Origin of the sequence: Rhodococcus sp. GA1 (assembly GCF_024321955.1) — a bacterium.
Lineage (GTDB): Bacteria > Actinomycetota > Actinomycetes > Mycobacteriales > Mycobacteriaceae > Rhodococcus > Rhodococcus pyridinivorans.
In genome coordinates this window covers 191,996-209,325 of record NZ_CP097186.1, presented here as the reverse complement: position 1 = coordinate 209,325, position 17,330 = coordinate 191,996, and the positions used below count along the sequence as shown (strand labels likewise).

The window sequence follows — 17,330 nt, the reverse complement described above, 5'->3', positions numbered from 1 at the left end:
GAACGGATCCGGCGCATCAGTCGCGCCGGCGCACGGATTCCTCGACGAGGTCCAGAACCGCGACGAGGTCCTGTTCGGTGTGCCCAGAAGCGAGGCGGGCGACGAGTCCGTCGAGCACGAGGTCTAGATAACCCAGGACGACTTCCGTCGGCACGTCGTCGCGCAGCCGGCCCGCTTCCCGCTGCCGTTCGAGGCGTCCGACGGTGGCCTCGGTGAGTTCGGCCGAATGCTGCATCCACGCCTTCGCGAACTCGGGGTCGGTGCGGAGGCGACGCGTGATCTCGAGCCGCGTCCCGAGCCAGTCGAACTGGTCGGGGGAGGACAGCATGTCGCGCATGACCTGCACGAGACCCTCGTTGGCCGCGACGTCGGCCATCCGTCTCGCATCCTCCTGGGCGAGGGCGAGGAACAGTCCGTCCTTGTCCTTGAAATGGTGGAAGATCGCGCCACGGGACAGACCCGTGGCATCTTCGAGCAGTCGCACGGTCGCGCCGTCGTAACCGTATTCGGCGAAGCAGCGACGGGCACCGTCGAGGATCTGCCTGCGCCGCGCGGCGAGATGGTCCTCACTGACCTTGGGCACGCGCCACTTCCTTTCGGCTCGATGGAGACGGCGGGCCCGAGACGAGTCTCGTCCCGGGCCCGCCGCTTCACACGGATGTGACCGATCGGGTCACGAGCACTGCTCTCAGCCGCGGATCATGTTCCGCAGCACGTACTGCAGGATGCCGCCGTTGCGGTAGTAGTCCGCCTCACCGGGGGTGTCGATGCGGACGACAGCGTCGAAGGTGACCTTCTCGCCGTTGTCCTTGGTCGCCGTGACCTTGACGGTCTTCGGCGTGACGCCCTCGTTGAGCTTCTCGATGCCCTCGATGTCGAAGACCTCGGTGCCGGTCAGGCCCAGTGACGCGGCCGACTCGCCCGCCGGGAACTGCAGCGGGATGACGCCCATGCCGATGAGGTTCGAGCGGTGGATGCGCTCGAAGGACTCGGTGATGACGGCCTTGACGCCGAGCAGGCGGGTGCCCTTGGCGGCCCAGTCACGCGAGGAGCCGGAACCGTACTCCTTGCCACCGAGGACGACCAGCGGGATGCCGGCCTTCTGGTAGTTCTGCGAGGCGTCGTAGATGAACGCCTGCGGAGCACCGTCCTGGGTGAAGTCGCGGGTGTAACCACCGGAGACCCCGTCGAGCAGCTGGTTCTGCAGACGGATGTTCGCGAAGGTGCCGCGGACCATGACCTCGTGGTTGCCACGACGCGAACCGAGCGAGTTGTAGTCCTTGCGCTCGACACCGTGGGCGTCGAGGTACTGCGCGGCCGGGGTACCCGGCTTGATCGGACCGGCCGGGCTGATGTGGTCGGTGGTGACCGAATCGCCGAGCAGCGCGAGGACGCGAGCGCCCTTGATGTCGCTGACCGCGTCCGGCTCCATCGTCATGCCCTCGAAGTACGGAGCCTTGCGGACGTACGTCGAGTCCTCGTCCCACGCGAAGGTGTCGCCCTCGGGGGTCTCGAGGTTCTGCCAGCGCTCGTCGCCCTTGAAGACGTCGGCGTAGGACTTGCGGAACATGTCCTGGTTGATCGCCGACTTGATGGTGTCGTCGATCTCCTGGGCGGAAGGCCAGATGTCCTTCAGGAAGACGTCGTTGCCGTCCTTGTCCTTGCCCAGCGCGTCGGTCTCGAAGTCGAAGTCCATCGTGCCCGCGAGCGCGTACGCGATGACCAGCGGCGGCGAGGCCAGGTAGTTCATCTTCACGTCGGGGGAGATACGACCCTCGAAGTTGCGGTTGCCGGAGAGCACCGCGGTGACCGAGAGGTCGTTGTCGTTGACGGCCTTCGAGATCTCCTCGGGCAGCGGCCCGGTGTTACCGATGCACGTGGTGCAACCGAAGCCACCGAGGTAGAAGCCGAGCTTCTCGAGGTACGGCCACAGGCCGGCCTTCTCGTAGTAGTCGTTGACGACCTGCGAACCCGGAGCCATGTTGGTCTTGACCCACGGCTTGGTGGACAGGCCCTTCTCGACGGCGTTGCGGGCGAGCAGCGCGGCGCCGAGCATGACCGACGGGTTGGAGGTGTTGGTGCAGGAGGTGATGCCCGCCACCACGACGGCGCCGTGGTCGAGGACGAACTCGCCGCGCTCCTCCGAGACGACCTTGACCGGCTTCGACGGACGTCCGTGGGCACCGTTGGCGGCCGAGTGGACGTCGACGGCACCGTCGTCCGCGAAGGACAGCACGGCCGGGTCGGACGCCGGGAAGGTCTCCTCGACGGCCTCGTCGAGCTTGGTGTGCTCGGCCGGGAGGTTCTCCTCCACGTAATTGTGGATGTCCTTGCGGAAGGCGACCTTCGACTCGGACAGCAGGATGCGGTCCTGCGGGCGCTTCGGGCCGGCGATCGACGGGACGACCGTCGACAGGTCGAGCTCGAGGTACTCGGAGAACTCGGGCTCGCGGCTCGGATCGTGCCACAGGCCCTGCTCCTTGGCGTACGCCTCGACGAGAGCGAGCTGCTCGTCGGTGCGGCCGGTCAGGCGCAGGTAGTTGATGGTCTCGCCGTCGATCGGGAAGATCGCTGCGGTCGAACCGAACTCGGGGCTCATGTTGCCGAGGGTCGCGCGGTTGGCGAGGGGGACCTCGGCCACGCCGGCGCCGTAGAACTCGACGAACTTGCCGACGACGCCGTGCTTGCGCAGCATGTCGGTGACGGTGAGCACGACGTCGGTCGCGGTCACGCCGGGCTGGATCTCACCGGTGAGCTTGAAGCCGACCACGCGCGGGATGAGCATGGAGACCGGCTGGCCGAGCATCGCGGCCTCGGCCTCGATGCCGCCGACGCCCCAGCCGAGCACGCCGAGGCCGTTGACCATCGTCGTGTGCGAGTCGGTGCCGACGCAGGTGTCGGGGTAGGCCTGCCCGTTGCGGACCATGACGGTCGGGGCGAGGTACTCGATGTTGACCTGGTGGACGATGCCCATGCCCGGGGGGACGACGCGGAAGTCGTCGAAGGCGCCCTGGCCCCAGCGCAGGAACTGGTAGCGCTCGCCGTTGCGCTCGTACTCGAGGTCGACGTTGCGCTCGAGGGCGTCGGCGCGACCGAAGTAGTCGAGGATCACCGAGTGGTCGATGACCATGTCGGCGGGGGAGAGGGGGTTGACCTTGTTCGGGTCGCCGCCCAGGGTGGTCACGGCCTCACGCATGGTGGCGAGGTCGACGACACAGGGGACGCCCGTGAAGTCCTGCATGATCACGCGTGCGGGCGTGAACTGGATCTCGATGCTCGGGTCGGCGGAGGGATCCCAGTTGGCGATGGCCCGGATGTGATCGGCCGTGATGTTGGCACCGTCCTCGGTGCGCAGCAGGTTCTCGGCCAGGACCTTCAAAGAGTAAGGAAGTTTCTCGGTGCCGGGGACGGCCGACAGGCGGAAGATCTCGTAGGAGTTGTCTCCGACCTGCAGCGAACCCTTGGCGCCGAACGAATCACTACTGGTGCTCACGTCAGCTCCACTCGTCGTTTCGGCTGGCCGCCGACGGGGCTGTGTCGACGGCTGAAGCGAGGCACACGACGTCCGCCCGCGGCCCGTGGCCCGGATGCAGTAGTCGTGGCGTCTCGCCCTCGATTCTAACAGTACGCTTGTCCTGTATTGAACCGAAGTCGGGTCCGTCGTGTCGACGAAGCGTCCCGCCGGCATCGGTCCTGCTCGCGACGAGTGCTTCGAGCCGCCGTCGCGCGATCGCGTAATGTTCTGCCTTGCCCACGGGTGTGGCTCTTCGTGTCGTCTCCGCACGGCCGGATCGCCGTATCGCCCGGCTTCTGCCCCAGCACCACCGGAGAGAGATGTCTGCGCCACTGCTTCGTATACCGGGCCCTGCGCTCACGGATCTTCCCGCCGGGGTCTCGGTCGAAAAAGTGCTCGCCGATCTCGCCGACGACCAGGTGGCGGCGCCCTCGCAGTACGTCGACGACCTCGTCGCCGAGGTGCAGCGCGCGCAGGAGAACGGGATCGACCTCAGCGTGGTCGTGCTCGACCGGGACCCCCGTATGGATTCGCAGCTGCGCGACCTCGCGACGGAGGTCGGCGCCGAGGACGGCGGAACGGTGCTGGTCCTCAGTCCGGGATGGGTCGGGACATTCAGCGAGGATCTCGACCGCGTCACTCTCGAGGCCGCCCAGGATCGCACCTACACCGGCGACCCGGTGGTCTCCACACACAACTTCGTCGACTCGGTGCTCGAGCCGTCACCGCCCTGGACGCTGATGACGCTGCTGATCGTCGCAGTGGTCGCCCTTGCGGCCGGCGCGACCTGGCTCGCCAAACGCCGCCGCGCGGACGGTGACGCGACCGTTGCCGGAGGTAACGGATCGTCATCGGCCAAGGACGTCTGAGGTCTCCTTCCGTCACCGCGGAGATCGTCTCCGGGTTGTCCTCGCCCCGACCGTGACGGAATCCGGCAGGGAAGATCGTTCGGTGTCCTCACGGTGTTCCTCGGTGTCCGCACCGTGTTCTTTCGGAGTTCTTCCGGCCGATCTTCGTGACTGTCATGCGACATACCCCTGAGGTGTCGTACGGTTTTCATGACGCTCTTGGGGAAGGTGTGTCACAACCCGGCTCGTGGGGACGCTGTCCGCAGCCGGTGTACGACTGCAGCGTGTGAGCCGTGGGGCACCCACGGCGAGCGGATGCTGCCTGCCTTCCTCGGGTCGTCCGGCCGGATGTCTCGGCCACCAGGTGCGACCGAGGGAGATGCAAGTGAGACGGTTCGGTATCCACGGAGGGATTCCGCGACGGTCGGGGCCGGACGGCACCGCCACGACGCTCACTGCAGGCCGTCGACCCGACGGTCCGACGCCCGGTCGCACCCCGCGGACGCGCGCCGGCACGCTCCTCGCCGGTTTGGGGTTGGTCACAGCCGTGCTCCTTACCGTGACCACGACGGCGTCCGCCGCACCGCCCCCGCCGCCGAACCCTTCGGACGCCGAGATCGACCGCGCTGGTGCGGCCGTCGCGGCCAACATCGACCGGGTCGGGCAGCTGATCGTCCGGATCGCCGGCGCGGATCAGCAGCTCGCCGAGCTCGACGCGCAGGTCGCCATCCGCCGCGAGGACGTCAACCGCGCCCTCGTCGATCTCCAGAGCGCGCGCGACGCAGCGGATCTCGCCGAACGGGTGGTCGTGGATTCCCGCCGCGCACTCGACGACGCCGCCGACCGGATCTTCGCTGCCCAGAAGAACTTCGACGCGTTCGTCCGCGACAGCTACACCCGTGGCGCCAACTCGGTCTCCCTCGCGGCCTTCCTCGACGTCGACGGTCCCGACGATCTGCTCGACCGCGCCCAGGTCATGCGGTTGCTATCCGCCGGGCGCGCCGCGGTGCTCGATGCGCTCCAGCGCGCCCGGGCCCAGGAGGCCAACTCCCACTCGCGGGCACGCGCGGCCAAGCTCGAGGCCGACGCGGCGGCGGAAGCCGCCGAGCAGCGCAGGGCCGAGGCCGAGGCCGCGATCGCCGTCGCGCGAGCGGAACTCGGTCGGCAGGCCGCGGAGAAGTCGCGCATCGAGCAGGAACGTGCGAACGCGCAGAGCGAACTCGACCGGGCCCGCGTGAACGTTGCGGGCCTGGAAGGGCAACGCGCGCAGTACCAGGACTGGGACCGTCGCCGCGCAGCCGAGGAAGCAGCTGCCGCGGCGGCCGCCGAGGAGGCACGGGTCGCGGCAGCCGCGGCAGCCGAGCGTGTCGCCGCCGACGCCGCAGCCCGGGAACGTGCGGCGGAACTCGCCAACGGCCGTCGCCCCCACACGCTGATCGAGGAGTCTCCGTCGACCGGCGAGAGCGACGTCGCCTCACCGGGTGAGGTCACCACCGAATCCGGAGCGCCGGAGGGCAGTGACACCGATACGAGTGGCACCGACACGGCTGCACCGGACTACACCGACGACGCCACGGTCCCGGACGGTACCGACGGGGGGACCGTCCCAGACGGTACCGACGATGGATCCGTCCCGGATGGCACCGACAGCGGCACGATCCCCGACGAGGACGAAGACGAGGACAGCAGCGACGACGGTGGGATCGACTGGGAGAACCCGGATCCGGGCGACCCCGTCGTGGAGACCCCCGGATCGGGGACCGGGGGATCGGGTTCCCGCCCCTCCACACCGAATTCGACGCCCGGGACCCCGTCGCGTCCGTCCGTCACCGGTCCCGCTGCGGTGGAGATCGTCATCGACCGCGCGATGTCCCAGATCGGCGTCCCGTACGCGTGGGGTGGTGGCAACGAGAACGGCCCGACCCGCGGTATCCGCGACGGCGGCGTCGCCGATGTCCACGGCGACTACGCCAAGGTCGGCTTCGACTGCTCCGGACTGATGATCTACGCGTTCGCGGGTATCGGCATCTCGCTCCCGCACTACACCGGCTACCAGTACACGGCCGGTACCCAGGTTCCGTCGTCGCAGATGAGACGGGGCGACATGATCTTCTACGGGCCCAACGCCAGCCAGCACGTCGCGCTGTATCTCGGCGACGGGCAGATGCTCGAGGCGCCGCAGTCGGGATCGTTCGTGAAGATCTCGCCGGTACGCTGGGGCGGCATGACACCGTACGTGGTGCGCATGGTGTCGTGAGGGCGAGGTTTGCCGCGGCCCTCGTACCACCGAGGGCGGGTGCCATCCGGTCGTTTCCGGGTGCCGTCTCCCGGTCGGTGCAGGGGCGACGACACACCGAGCCGGCACCTGCAATAGTGGTGCAGCAGGTGTTTCCAGCGGAGCGACGTAGGCGAAAGCGGTGGATTGTTGGTGACCTCACGCGAGGGTGGGACGTCCGGTTCGGCGACGCCGGGCGACCAGGGCGGTAACGACGGACGCAAGAACAACCAGGCTGCGGCGGGTGCCGCGCCGGCGCCGAAGGCGGCCGGTGCGAACGGTCCGGCTCCGCAGGTGTCCGGCGCGAACATGCGGAAACCCGGCGACGCTCCTGCGAAGGCGTACGACCCCGCCGACGACGTCCGTCTCCTCGAACGGGCCATCTACGAGGTCAAGCGCGTGATCGTCGGCCAGGACCTGCTGGTCGAGCGGATGCTGGTCGGTGTGCTCGCGCGCGGGCACGTGCTGCTCGAAGGCGTTCCCGGTGTCGCGAAGACGCTGGCCGTCGAGACCTTCGCGAAGGTCGTCGGTGGATCGTTCTCCCGCGTCCAGTTCACCCCCGACCTCGTGCCGACCGACCTAGTCGGTACCCGCATCTACCGGCAGGGACGCGAGGAGTTCGACACCGAACTCGGACCGGTCGTCGCGAACTTCGTGCTCGCCGACGAGATCAACCGCGCCCCGGCGAAGGTGCAATCGGCGCTGCTCGAGGTGATGGCCGAACGCCACGTCACCATCGGTGGCAAGACCTTCCCGATGCCCGAGCCGTTCCTCGTGATGGCGACGCAGAACCCCATCGAGAACGAGGGCGTCTACCCGCTCCCGGAAGCACAGCGCGACCGCTTCCTGTTCAAGGTCCTTGTCGACTACCCGACGGTGGAGGAAGAACGCGAGATCGTCTACCGAATGGGTGTCGCCGCTCCCGAACCGAAGCAGGTGCTCGACAACGAGCAGCTCCTGCGCCTGCAGAAGATCGCCGGACGTGTGTTCGTGCACCACGCGCTCGTCGACTACGTGGTGCGGGTCATCTTCGCGACGCGTCGGCCCGCCGAACTCGGCCTGCACGATGTGCAGGGCTGGATCGCCTACGGCGCCTCGCCCCGCGCGACGCTCGGCATCATCTCCTCGGCGCGTGCCCTGGCGCTCGTGCGCGGTCGCGACTACGTGGTACCGCAGGACATCGTCGACGTCATCCCCGATGTGCTCCGCCATCGCCTGGTGCTGTCCTACGACGCGCTCGCGGACGACGTCTCCCCGGACCAGATCATCACCCGCATCCTGCAGACGGTGGGTCTTCCGCAGGTCGCGCCCCAGGCGAACGCACCCGTGCCGACCGCGACCCCCGGCCCGGCGCCCGCCGATCCGCGGACCGTTGCCGGTCAGCAGGCGCCCGTCGGTGCACCCGGTCCGCAGGGAGGTGCGGGCGCGCGGTGAGCACACGTCCTCACGACGGGTCGCCACCGCGGTTCCGGTCCGGTGAACTGCGCGATCCCGCGCTCACCGCCGCGCTCCGCACCCTCGAGCTCACCGTGCGGCGCCGTCTCGACGGCGTCCTGCACGGCGACCACCTCGGTCTGATCCCGGGCCCGGGTTCCGAACCGGGGGACGCCCGCGAGTACCAGCCGGGCGACGACGTGCGGCAGATGGACTGGTCGGTCACCGCGCGCACGACGCACCCGCACGTGCGGCAGACCGTCGCCGACCGGGAACTCGAGACGTGGCTCGCGGTCGACCTGTCGGCCAGCCTGGACTTCGGTACCGGTATGTGCGAGAAGCGCGACCTGGCGATCGCAGCGGTGGCCGCGCTCGCGCATCTGACCACCGGTGGCGGGAATCGGATCGGTGCGGTGATCTCCACCGGCAACGAGACCGTCCGCGTCCCCGCGCGTGGTGGGCGGCTGCACGCCCAGTCGTTGCTGCGTACCGTCGCGACCACCCCGCATGCACCCGACGGGACCCGCGGCGATCTCCAAGGCCTCGTCGAGTCGCTGCGACGCCCCCAGCGCCGCCGCGGTCTGGCCGTCGTGGTGAGCGATTTTCTGGGTCCGCTCGACTGGGAGCGCTCCCTGCGGGCGCTGTCCGGCCGGCACGAACTGCTCGCCGTCGAGATCATCGATCGCCGCGACCTCGAACTGCCCGATCTGGGCGACGTGGTGCTGCACGACCCGGAGACGGGCCGCACCCGCGAATTCACGACCACTCCCGAACTGCGGGCCGACTACGCGCAGGCGGCCGCGGAGCATCGCGCGGCCGTGCACCAGGCACTGCGCAGTTCCGGTGCACCCGTGCTGACGCTGCGCACCGACCGCGACTGGATCGGCGACGTCGTGCGGTTCGTCGCGGCCCGGCGGCACAGCTTCGGCGCACCCGCACGGCAGGGGGGACGATGAGCCTGTCCGGTTTCACTTCACCGTGGTGGTTGCTGCTGCTGTTCGTCGTCGCCGCCCTCGGCGGTGCGTACGTGCTGGTCCAGCGCCGGCGCCAGACGAACACGCTGCGCTTCACCAATCTCGAGCTGCTCGAGAAGGTCGCGCCCGCCCGCCCGGGACGCGCTCGGCACATTCCCGTCGCACTGTTGCTCGTCGGCCTCGTCTTCCTCACCGTGGCGCTCGCCGGCCCGACCGCCGAACAGCGGGTGCCGCGCAACCGGGCCACGGTCGTGCTTGTCATCGACGTGTCGTTGTCGATGGAGGCCACGGACGTCGCGCCCACACGACTCGCCGCCGCACAGGAGGCGGCCAAGCAGTTCGCCGACGACCTGACGCCCGGCATCAACCTCGGTCTCGTCGCGTTCTCGGGTACCGCCTCGGTCCTGGTCTCGCCGACCACCAACCGGGAGGCGAGCAAGTCCGCGATCGACAACCTGCAGCTCAGCGAGCGCACTGCGACCGGCGAGGCGATCTTCACGGCGATGCAGTCGATCGACACGCTCGCCGCCGTGCTCGGCGGCAGCGACCAGGCGCCGCCCGCGCGGATCGTGCTGCTGTCCGACGGCAAACAGACCGTCCCCGAGAGTCCCGACGATCCCCGCGGGGGCTTCACCGCGGCGCGGCAGGCGGCGGAGAAGGGAATCCCGGTCTCGACCATCTCGTTCGGCACCCAGACGGGCACCGTCACCATCGAGGATGATCGGATCCCCGTGCCCGTCGACGATCCGTCGCTCAAGGAGATCGCGAATCTCTCGGGCGGGAGCTTCTTCACGGCGGCAAGCCTCGAAGAACTCGAGGACGCCTACAACACGCTCGAGGAGCAGATCGGCTTCGAGACGACCCGCGGCGACGCCAGCCGTCCGTGGCTCATGCTCGGAGCGCTCTCGGTGATCGCGGGGCTCGGCGCGGCGATGGTGTTGCGCCAGCGGCTGCCCTGATCCACCTTGTGCACGCTCACGGAGCGTTTTCCGTCCCGGCCAGGCCACCAGATAGGTTGGAATGCATGACTGACGCAGATAGTGCCGCAGCGTCCACGCGCGCGGGTGCCACCCCCCGATCCGTCCTCGTCACCGGTGGAAACCGCGGGATCGGCCTCGCCGTCGCCCGTCGCCTGCAGGCGGACGGCCACAGGGTCGCCGTGACCCACCGCGGTTCGGGCGCGCCCGACGACCTGTTCGGTGTGCGGTGCGACGTCACCGACACCGACTCGGTCGACGCCGCGTTCAAGGAGGTCGAGGAGCATCAGGGTCCCGTCGAGGTGCTCGTCGCGAATGCGGGCATCACCGACGACACCCTGCTGATGCGCATGACCGAGGACCAGTTCAGCTCGGTGATCGACGCGAACCTCACCGGCGCCTTCCGGTGCGCCAAGCGCGCCAACCGTGCGATGCTCCGTGCCCGTTGGGGCCGCATGATCTTCCTCGGCTCCGTGGTCGGCCTCGCCGGTCAGGCCGGTCAGATCAACTACGCGTCCTCGAAGGCCGGTGTCATCGGGCTCGCCCGTTCGGTCACCCGCGAACTCGGTTCGCGATCGATCACGGCCAACGTCGTCGCTCCCGGTTTCATCGAGACCGACATGACTGCGGATCTGTCAGACGACCTGCGCGACACGGCGAAGAAGTTCATCCCGCTGCAGCGACTCGGCAAGCCCGAGGACGTCGCAGCCGTCGTCAGCTTCCTGGCCTCCGACGACTCCGCCTACGTCTCCGGCGCCGTGATCCCGGTCGACGGCGGCATGGGCATGGGCCACTGACGGTCTCGCGACCACATCCGAATCTCACTGGAGGACCGACACACTCATGGGCGGACTGCTCGAGGGCAAGACCATTCTCGTCACCGGCATCATCACCGATGCCTCGATCGCCTTTCACACCGCGAAGGCCGCGCAGGAACAGGGCGCGAAGGTGATCATCACCGGCTTCGAGCGACTCCGGTTGATCGACCGGATCGCGCAGCGTCTCCCGCAGCCGGTGCCGCCGGCGATCTGCCTCGACGTGCAGAACCAGGAGGATCTCGACGGTCTCGCCGACAAGATCCGCGAACTCGCACCGGAGGGGATCGACGGTGTCGTCCACTCCATCGGTTTCGCACCCCGGTCCTGCCTGGGCAGCCCGTTCCTCGACGCGCCCTGGACGGACGTCGCGGTGGCGCTCGAGGTGTCGGCCTACTCCTACGGCGCGCTCGCCAAGGCCGTCCTACCCGTCATGAACGAGGGCGGTTCGATCGTCGGAATGGACTTCGACCCGTCCCGGGCCGTGCCGTTCTACAACTGGATGGGTGTCTCCAAGGCGACGCTCGAGTCGGTGAACCGCTACGTGGCCAAGGAAGTCGGCCCGCGCGGTATCCGTTCGAACCTCGTCGCCGCCGGCCCGATCAAGACGCTCGCGGCCAAGGCCATCGCGGGCGACGCGACCGGCCCGGGCGCGGAGATGAACCGTCTGAACGAGGGGTGGTCGGCGGCGTCCCCGATCGGCTGGGACGTCGACGATCCGACGCCCGTGGCGAAGACCGTGTGTGCGGTGCTGTCCGACTGGCTACCCGGGACAACGGGATCCATCGTCTACGTCGACGGTGGTTTCCACTCCCAGGTCGGCTTCGGCAGCTGACCGTACGACGGAAGGCACTCCCATGACGAACACCCCCGGGGCGTACGACGCGCTGATGCTGCTGTCGTTCGGCGGACCGGAAGGACCCGACGACGTGCGGCCGTTCCTCGAGAACGTCACCCGCGGACGAGGGATCCCGCCGGAACGACTCGACGAGGTCGCGCAGCACTATCTGCACTTCGGGGGTGTCTCGCCGATCAACGCCTTGAACCGGGCGATCATCGACGCCGTCCGCGCCGAGTTCGACGTGCACGGTATCGATCTGCCGATCTATTTCGGCAACCGCAACTGGCATCCCATGGTCGAGGACACCGTCGCGCGGATGCGCGACGAAGGGATCCGTAACGCCCTGGTGTTCGCGACCTCCGCCTGGGGCGGCTACTCGGGTTGCCGGCAGTACCACGAGGACATCGCGCGGGCGCGGGACGCCGTCGAGGACGCCCCGCAGCTGACGAAGCTGCGGCACTTCTACGACCACCCGCTGTTCCTCGATGCCGTCACCGACGCCGTGCGCGCGGCCCGCGTCGAACTCGCCGACGACGTGCGCGATTCCGCGCGCGTGGTGTTCACCGCGCACTCCGTTCCGACCTCCTTCGACGCGACCGGTGGTCCGCCGGAGGAGGGCGGCCGTCTCTACAGCCGGCAGGTCGCCGAAGCGGCGCGGTTGGTGGCCGAGGCGCTCGGCGAGGGCGACTACGACCTGGTGTGGCAGTCGCGGTCCGGTCCGCCGCAGGTGCCGTGGCTCGAACCCGACATCGTCGACCACATCGATGCGCTGCACGAACGGGGAGTCCGAGCCGTCGTGGTCGTGCCGGTCGGGTTCGTCTCCGATCATCTCGAGGTCGTGTGGGATCTCGATACCGAGGCTCGCGATCGGGCCGCTGAGCTGGGCATGGGCTTCTCTCGTGCGGCGACGGCCGGAACCGACCCGCGCTTCGCGCAACTCGTCCGCGAGCTCGTCGAGGAACAGCGGGAGGGGGTCACCGCCCGTCGCTGCGGCACCGAACCGCTGCTCGGGTCCGCGTGCAACGGGAGCCTGTGCGCCGTCGGGTGCTGTGAGCCGCCGAAACGCCCGTCCCGGCCCGCCGCGAACGGATAGATGCCTCCGAGCCTCACCGGGCGGAGTGCCCGGCCGGTGAGGCCAGAGGGGAGTCGAACCAGCGGGGCAGCGATCGGCGCAGGGCGCTCGGACCGTCGACGACTACGGCGCCCGAGCGCAACGCGTCCGGCCAGGTCGCTTCGCCACGCCAGATCTCGGTCAGCTCCCGCAGTCCCGTCGTCACCCGGATCGAGACCTCGAATCCCGGGTCCTCGTCGCACACGTCGACGTCGTGCGGCGTGATGACCATCCACCACCGGCGCGACGCGTGAGTGACCGTCGGGAAGACGAACTCCACGACCACCCGGGATTCCGGCAGGGCCGCATGGTCGACGTGCCGGTGCATGTCCCACATCAGCAGTCGCGGATCGAGGTCGACCTCGCCGAGTTTCCCGGTCCACCGCGTACCCCACGCACCGAGTGCGTCGACGACGGTCTCGAGATCGCGTCCCGCCGGGGTGAGCACGTATCGGACGTCGTTTCCGTCCTCGAGGCGCTGCACGATGCCCGCCGCTGTGAGCTGGTGCATCCGCTTCGACAACAGCGTCGGCGACATGCGGGGCAGGCCGCGTCGGAGGTCGTTGAACCGTTCGCTGCCGAGCACGAGTTCGCGCACCACGAGCAGCGTTCACCTCTCGTCGAACAACTCCATCGCCTTGGCGACGGGACAGAACTGGTGGTAGGGCGGGCCCATGATCGGATCGTAGGCCGGTCGGACCGCCGCGACCAGCACGGATGAGCGGCGGTGCAGTACAGATTGTGTACTGGAGGACACCGCGTCCGCGTTCCTACAGTCGATTCGTGACCCGGGCCGCTTCCGAGACGGTGCCGAAGCCGGGTCCCTCGACAGGAGGAATCCTCTGATGACCGACATCTCCACGACACACGACGCCGATCTCGCCCTGAAGGCCAAGCACCGGGCGATGTGGGCACTCGGCAACTATCCAGCGGTGGCGACCGAGGTCATCGCCGAACTCGGCCCCGCTCTCGTGGCCGCGACCGGAATCGGTCCGGGCGACCGTGTCCTGGACATCGCCGCCGGATCGGGCAATGCGTCGATCCCCGCCGCGCTCACCGGTGCGACGGTGCTCGCGACCGACCTGACCCCGGAACTGTTCGAGGTCGGCCGCCGTGACGCCGAAGCGGCAGGTGCGACGCTCGACTGGCAGGAAGCCGATGCCGAAGCGCTCCCGTTCGACGATGCGAGCTTCGATGCCGTGATCTCTTGCGTGGGAGTGATGTTCGCGCCCCACCACCGGGCCGCGGCCGACGAACTGCTCCGGGTGACCCGCCCGGGCGGACGTATCGGGCTACTGAGCTGGACCCCCACCGGCTTCATCGGGCAGATGTTCGCGACGATGAAACCGTATGCGCCACCGCCCCTGCCGGGTGCACAGCCGCCGCCGCTGTGGGGCGACGAGGTGCACGTGCGCGAGCTGATCGGCGACCGTGTCACCGACCTGCAGGCACGCACCGAGAACCTGCGCGTCGAACGCTTCGCGACCGGGGAGGACTTCCGCGAGTTCTTCAAGTCCGCCTACGGCCCCACCATCGCGGTGTACCGCAACATCGCGGACGACCACGATCGGGTCGCGGCTCTCGATCTCGACCTGCTCGAACTCGCCCAACGTCACGATCTCGGTGGGGGAGCGATGAATTGGGAGTACCTGTTGGTCACCGCGCAACGGAGTTGACGCGCACTGGAGTCGACGCGCACTGGAGTTGACGCGCACTGGAGTTGACGCGCACTGTGGGCCGCGGTCAGTGATGGTGCTCGGCCCGCAGAGCCGCCGCGACCGCACCGGTGCGGGCCTCGCGGACCGCGGCCCACAGCGGCTGCAGCGCGCCCTCGCGGCCGGTGGCGGCGGACACCGAACCGGCCCGCAGACCCCCTCCGCGACCGGCCACGGTGAGGATCGCCGCGACCTGGTCTGCGGTGTCGAGGACGCGCACGGCACGTGCGGGCAGTGACGGGGGATAGCGGTGCCGCGCGAGTTCGGCGACCTTCTCGGCGATCTCCGTCCGCGGATCGGTGCGGCGCCCGTCGGTACCCACCGTCGGGATTCCGCTCAACGCGGAGGCGGCATCACGAACCGCCTCGCGGATCGCGAACTCGGCCGCACCGAGACCACCGTCGACCGCGATCTCGGGTACCGCCGGCAGCGTGAAGACGTTCCACCGTAGGACGTCCGGACCCTCGATCACGGGTACCAGACCCAGCCCCGGGGTTCCGGGCGCTCCCACGACGACGCCTTCACCGGCAGCCAGCGCCGCGGAGGCGAACGCCGTACCGGCAGGCAACGCGCGGACGTCGCCCGGGGCGGGAAGGACGAGATGCAGACCGGCGCCGGCGGCGGAATCGACGCGGCGGATCAGGGTGAGCAGCAGGGCGGCACCGTCGGCGACACCCTTGTCGGGCAGATCCGCCGCGGAGGCCGTCGCCGCATCGTGGGCACCCACGAGATGCATCGGCGCCCACTCGTGCAGCGCATCGATCACATCGTCGGGGGAGGCGTGACCGGACAGCCGCGACCCCGCCCACACGGTCAGCGTCAGGCTCGGAGAACTCACCCCGAAAGCATACGGCGACCGCGCACGGCGGTCCGGCGTGGCAGCGCGAGCGGTCCCGCGCAATGTCCTAGGGTGGACTGGCGTGAGCCCACGCGATATCTACGGCGGCGACATCTACGCCGGTCACGCCCGCACCAAGAAGAAGGCCGTTCCCGAACTCGCAGCGGAGCGCGGCGTCGTCGTCGAGGACGCCGCATCCGGCTGGTGCGGCGCGATCGTGGGAATCGAGAAGACCCACGACGGCGACTTCGTGCGGCTCGAGGACGCGCAGGGACGCACCCGTCTGTTCGCGATGCGCCCCGCGGCCTTCCTGGTCGACGGAGCACCCGTCACCCTCGTCAAACCGAAGATCCGTCCCGCCTCCGCACCGACGAGATCCGCCTCGGGATCCACCCGGGTGGAGGGTTTGCGCGCACGCGTGGCGCGGGGAAGCCGGATCTGGGTGGAGGGCGTGCACGACGCCGCCCTCGTCGAACGGGTGTGGGGGCACGACCTGCGGGTCGAAGGCGTGGTCGTCGAACAACTCGAGGGCCTCGACAATCTCGGCGCCAGGCTGGCCGAGTTCGAACCCGGCTCGGGCCGACGCGTCGGTGTGCTCGCCGACCACCTCGTCACCGGGTCCAAGGAGGAGCATCTCACCGCGAATCTAGGTCCGCACGTGATGGTCACCGGCCATCCCTACATCGACGTGTGGCAGGCCGTGAAACCGAAGGCCGTGGGCATCGACGCCTGGCCCTCCATTCCGCGCGGACAGGACTGGAAGACCGGCGTCTGCCGTGAACTCGGCTGGGGCACGCCGCAGGACGGCTGGCGGCGCGTCTACAACGCCGTGAACTCCTTCCGCGATCTCGAATCGCACCTCATCGGCGCCGTGGAGCGCCTCGTCGACTTCGTCACCGAACCCGACGAGGGCTGACCGAGCGCAACCATGACGGTGGGGTGGGTGTCCTGGAGCGACAGCGCCCGGAACAGGAACATCGGCCGGATGCGGCGGTCTGCCGGCGACCGGACGAAGGTGCGGTCGGCGACGGGTACATCGTCCTCGATGTTTGCGCGAACGCGCTGTGCGGGAGTGACTTCCATTGCCGGACTCCTCGGGTGCGAAGCCTGGGGAACGGATGCGGACATCAGCTGTCGGTGGAGGGGGAGGGCGGCTTCGTTGTCGACGAATCGTCGTGCGACCGGGTGGTAGCGAACGGTGCGGACCGCTTCGACGATCCATTCGACGGCGCGCTCGTACGGGTCCTCGATGTCGTCGATGGCCGCGTGGAACCGCCTGACGAGCTGATCGAGCTCCCACGAGGAGCGAACGCGCGGGGGTGATGCCGGTAGTTCGGGGACGGTATCACCGATTTCCCAACGGCAAAAGGATGTGTTTCGGCTGCCTCCACTTATGAAGCCGGGGTGAAATTCCGGTCGGGACGGAAAGCCGAAGAATATAGAATTACCGACCTGAGATCTTCCCTGCGGAAAGCAGCCTCGAGGACGAGGGGCCAAGACCGCTTCCTCCACCAGGGCATCTGCCAGGATGTCCGATTTGTGGTTCGATGGTGATCGTGGCCGCATTGATTTGGTTGATCGCCGGAGTGGCGTTGGCGGCCGGCGAAGCGCTCACGGGCGATTTCGCGCTGCTGATGCTCGGCGGTGCAGCGCTCGTCACCGGCGGTGTCTCCGCGGTGACCGATCTGCCCGTCTGGATCGACGCGGTGATTTTCGCCGTGACCTCGCTGGTTCTGCTGCTCGGTGTCCGGCCGATGCTGAGGCGCCGGTACTCCCAGCCGCCCGCTCTGCCCACCGGGATCGACGCTCTCCCGGGCAAGCACGCGTTGGTCCTCGAGCAGGTGGGGGAGCATTCCGGGCGCGTGAAGATCGACGGTGAGGTGTGGACCGCCAGGCCGCTGGACGCCACCGAGGTGTACGGGCCGGGAACGACAGTGACAGTGATGCAGATAGACGGCGCGACTGCCGTCGTGTGGAGGGGTGTCTGA

At 68.9% G+C, this 17,330-nt stretch carries 14 protein-coding genes and 1 pseudogene; 11 read left to right on the top strand and 4 right to left on the bottom strand.

What is annotated here, in order from left to right:
• Window positions 1-16: 16 nt before the first annotated feature.
• Together M3330_RS01025 and acnA are read right to left on the bottom strand one after the other, a co-directional pair.
• Window positions 17-583 carry a TetR/AcrR family transcriptional regulator gene (locus M3330_RS01025; RefSeq protein ID WP_016691734.1) on the bottom strand — a complete coding sequence of 189 codons (567 nt, stop codon included), beginning with the start codon at window positions 581-583 and terminating at the stop codon, window positions 17-19.
• Between the two features lie 105 nt (window positions 584-688).
• Entirely contained in the window at window positions 689-3,493 is a 2,805-nt protein-coding gene (gene acnA / locus M3330_RS01020; RefSeq protein ID WP_247848951.1) for an aconitate hydratase AcnA, read from the bottom strand.
• A gap of 341 nt (window positions 3,494-3,834) precedes the next feature.
• On the opposite strand from acnA, the gene M3330_RS01015 reads away from it, so the two are divergent.
• The 8 genes from M3330_RS01015 to M3330_RS00980 all read left to right on the top strand — a co-directional run bounded on the left by M3330_RS01015 (window position 3,835) and on the right by M3330_RS00980 (window position 12,771).
• Entirely contained in the window at window positions 3,835-4,383 is a 549-nt protein-coding gene (locus tag M3330_RS01015; RefSeq protein WP_255026707.1) for a DUF6676 family protein, read from the top strand.
• A 538-nt stretch (window positions 4,384-4,921) separates the two neighbouring features.
• Window positions 4,922-6,619 (top strand): NlpC/P60 family protein, encoded by a 1,698-nt coding sequence (locus M3330_RS01010; protein WP_303627221.1) that lies wholly within the window; start codon window positions 4,922-4,924, stop codon window positions 6,617-6,619.
• A 327-nt stretch (window positions 6,620-6,946) separates the two neighbouring features.
• Window positions 6,947-8,071: a MoxR family ATPase gene (locus tag M3330_RS01005; protein WP_255028779.1), complete on the top strand. Its 1,125-nt coding sequence runs from the start codon at window positions 6,947-6,949 to the stop codon at window positions 8,069-8,071.
• On the top strand, window positions 8,068-9,027 hold the full coding sequence (locus M3330_RS01000) for a DUF58 domain-containing protein (protein ID WP_120282469.1): 960 nt from the start codon (window positions 8,068-8,070) through the stop codon (window positions 9,025-9,027). Before M3330_RS01005 ends, M3330_RS01000 begins: the two co-directional genes overlap by 4 nt.
• Window positions 9,024-10,004, top strand: a complete 981-nt coding sequence (locus M3330_RS00995; RefSeq protein ID WP_006551517.1) for a VWA domain-containing protein — start codon at window positions 9,024-9,026, stop codon at window positions 10,002-10,004. Before M3330_RS01000 ends, M3330_RS00995 begins: the two co-directional genes overlap by 4 nt.
• 65 nt (window positions 10,005-10,069) lie before the next feature.
• Window positions 10,070-10,819, top strand: a complete 750-nt coding sequence (gene fabG1, locus M3330_RS00990) for a 3-oxoacyl-ACP reductase FabG1 (RefSeq protein WP_006551518.1) — start codon at window positions 10,070-10,072, stop codon at window positions 10,817-10,819.
• 46 nt (window positions 10,820-10,865) lie between these two features.
• Window positions 10,866-11,672, top strand: a complete 807-nt coding sequence (inhA, locus tag M3330_RS00985; protein ID WP_006551519.1) for an NADH-dependent enoyl-ACP reductase InhA — start codon at window positions 10,866-10,868, stop codon at window positions 11,670-11,672.
• A 22-nt stretch (window positions 11,673-11,694) separates the two neighbouring features.
• Complete coding sequence (locus M3330_RS00980; RefSeq protein ID WP_006551520.1) at window positions 11,695-12,771, top strand: ferrochelatase; 1,077 nt, start codon at window positions 11,695-11,697, stop codon at window positions 12,769-12,771.
• Between the two features lie 13 nt (window positions 12,772-12,784).
• On the opposite strand, the pseudogene M3330_RS00975 reads toward M3330_RS00980, so the two are convergent.
• Window positions 12,785-13,465, bottom strand: a pseudogene (locus tag M3330_RS00975) (winged helix-turn-helix transcriptional regulator).
• Window positions 13,466-13,634: 169 nt separating this feature from the next.
• Here M3330_RS00975 and M3330_RS00970 point away from each other — a divergent pair.
• Entirely contained in the window at window positions 13,635-14,465 is an 831-nt protein-coding gene (locus tag M3330_RS00970; protein WP_219130337.1) for a class I SAM-dependent methyltransferase, read from the top strand.
• A 67-nt stretch (window positions 14,466-14,532) separates the two neighbouring features.
• Here M3330_RS00970 and M3330_RS00965 read toward each other — a convergent pair whose 3' ends face one another.
• Complete coding sequence (locus M3330_RS00965; protein ID WP_255026702.1) at window positions 14,533-15,342, bottom strand: hypothetical protein; 810 nt, start codon at window positions 15,340-15,342, stop codon at window positions 14,533-14,535.
• Between the two features lie 82 nt (window positions 15,343-15,424).
• Here M3330_RS00965 and M3330_RS00960 point away from each other — a divergent pair, with 82 nt between their 5' ends.
• On the top strand, window positions 15,425-16,258 hold the full coding sequence (locus tag M3330_RS00960) for a DUF3097 domain-containing protein (protein ID WP_006551524.1): 834 nt from the start codon (window positions 15,425-15,427) through the stop codon (window positions 16,256-16,258).
• Between the two features lie 631 nt (window positions 16,259-16,889).
• On the top strand, window positions 16,890-17,330 hold the full coding sequence (locus M3330_RS00955) for an NfeD family protein (protein ID WP_033096636.1): 441 nt from the start codon (window positions 16,890-16,892) through the stop codon (window positions 17,328-17,330).

Excerpts from the sequence above, each read along its gene's own strand:
- M3330_RS00980 (WP_006551520.1), top strand. The coding sequence starts at position 11,695 with ATGACGAACACCCCCGGGGCGTACGACGCGCTGATGCTGCTGTCGTTC.
- M3330_RS01005 (WP_255028779.1), top strand. The coding sequence starts at position 6,947 with ATGCGGAAACCCGGCGACGCTCCTGCGAAGGCGTACGACCCCGCCGAC.
- M3330_RS00995 (WP_006551517.1), top strand. The coding sequence starts at position 9,024 with ATGAGCCTGTCCGGTTTCACTTCACCGTGGTGGTTGCTGCTGCTGTTC.
- M3330_RS00955 (WP_033096636.1), top strand. The coding sequence starts at position 16,890 with ATGGTGATCGTGGCCGCATTGATTTGGTTGATCGCCGGAGTGGCGTTG.
- M3330_RS01015 (WP_255026707.1), top strand. The coding sequence starts at position 3,835 with ATGTCTGCGCCACTGCTTCGTATACCGGGCCCTGCGCTCACGGATCTT.
- M3330_RS00970 (WP_219130337.1), top strand. The coding sequence starts at position 13,635 with ATGACCGACATCTCCACGACACACGACGCCGATCTCGCCCTGAAGGCC.
- fabG1 (WP_006551518.1), top strand. The coding sequence starts at position 10,070 with ATGACTGACGCAGATAGTGCCGCAGCGTCCACGCGCGCGGGTGCCACC.
- inhA (WP_006551519.1), top strand. The coding sequence starts at position 10,866 with ATGGGCGGACTGCTCGAGGGCAAGACCATTCTCGTCACCGGCATCATC.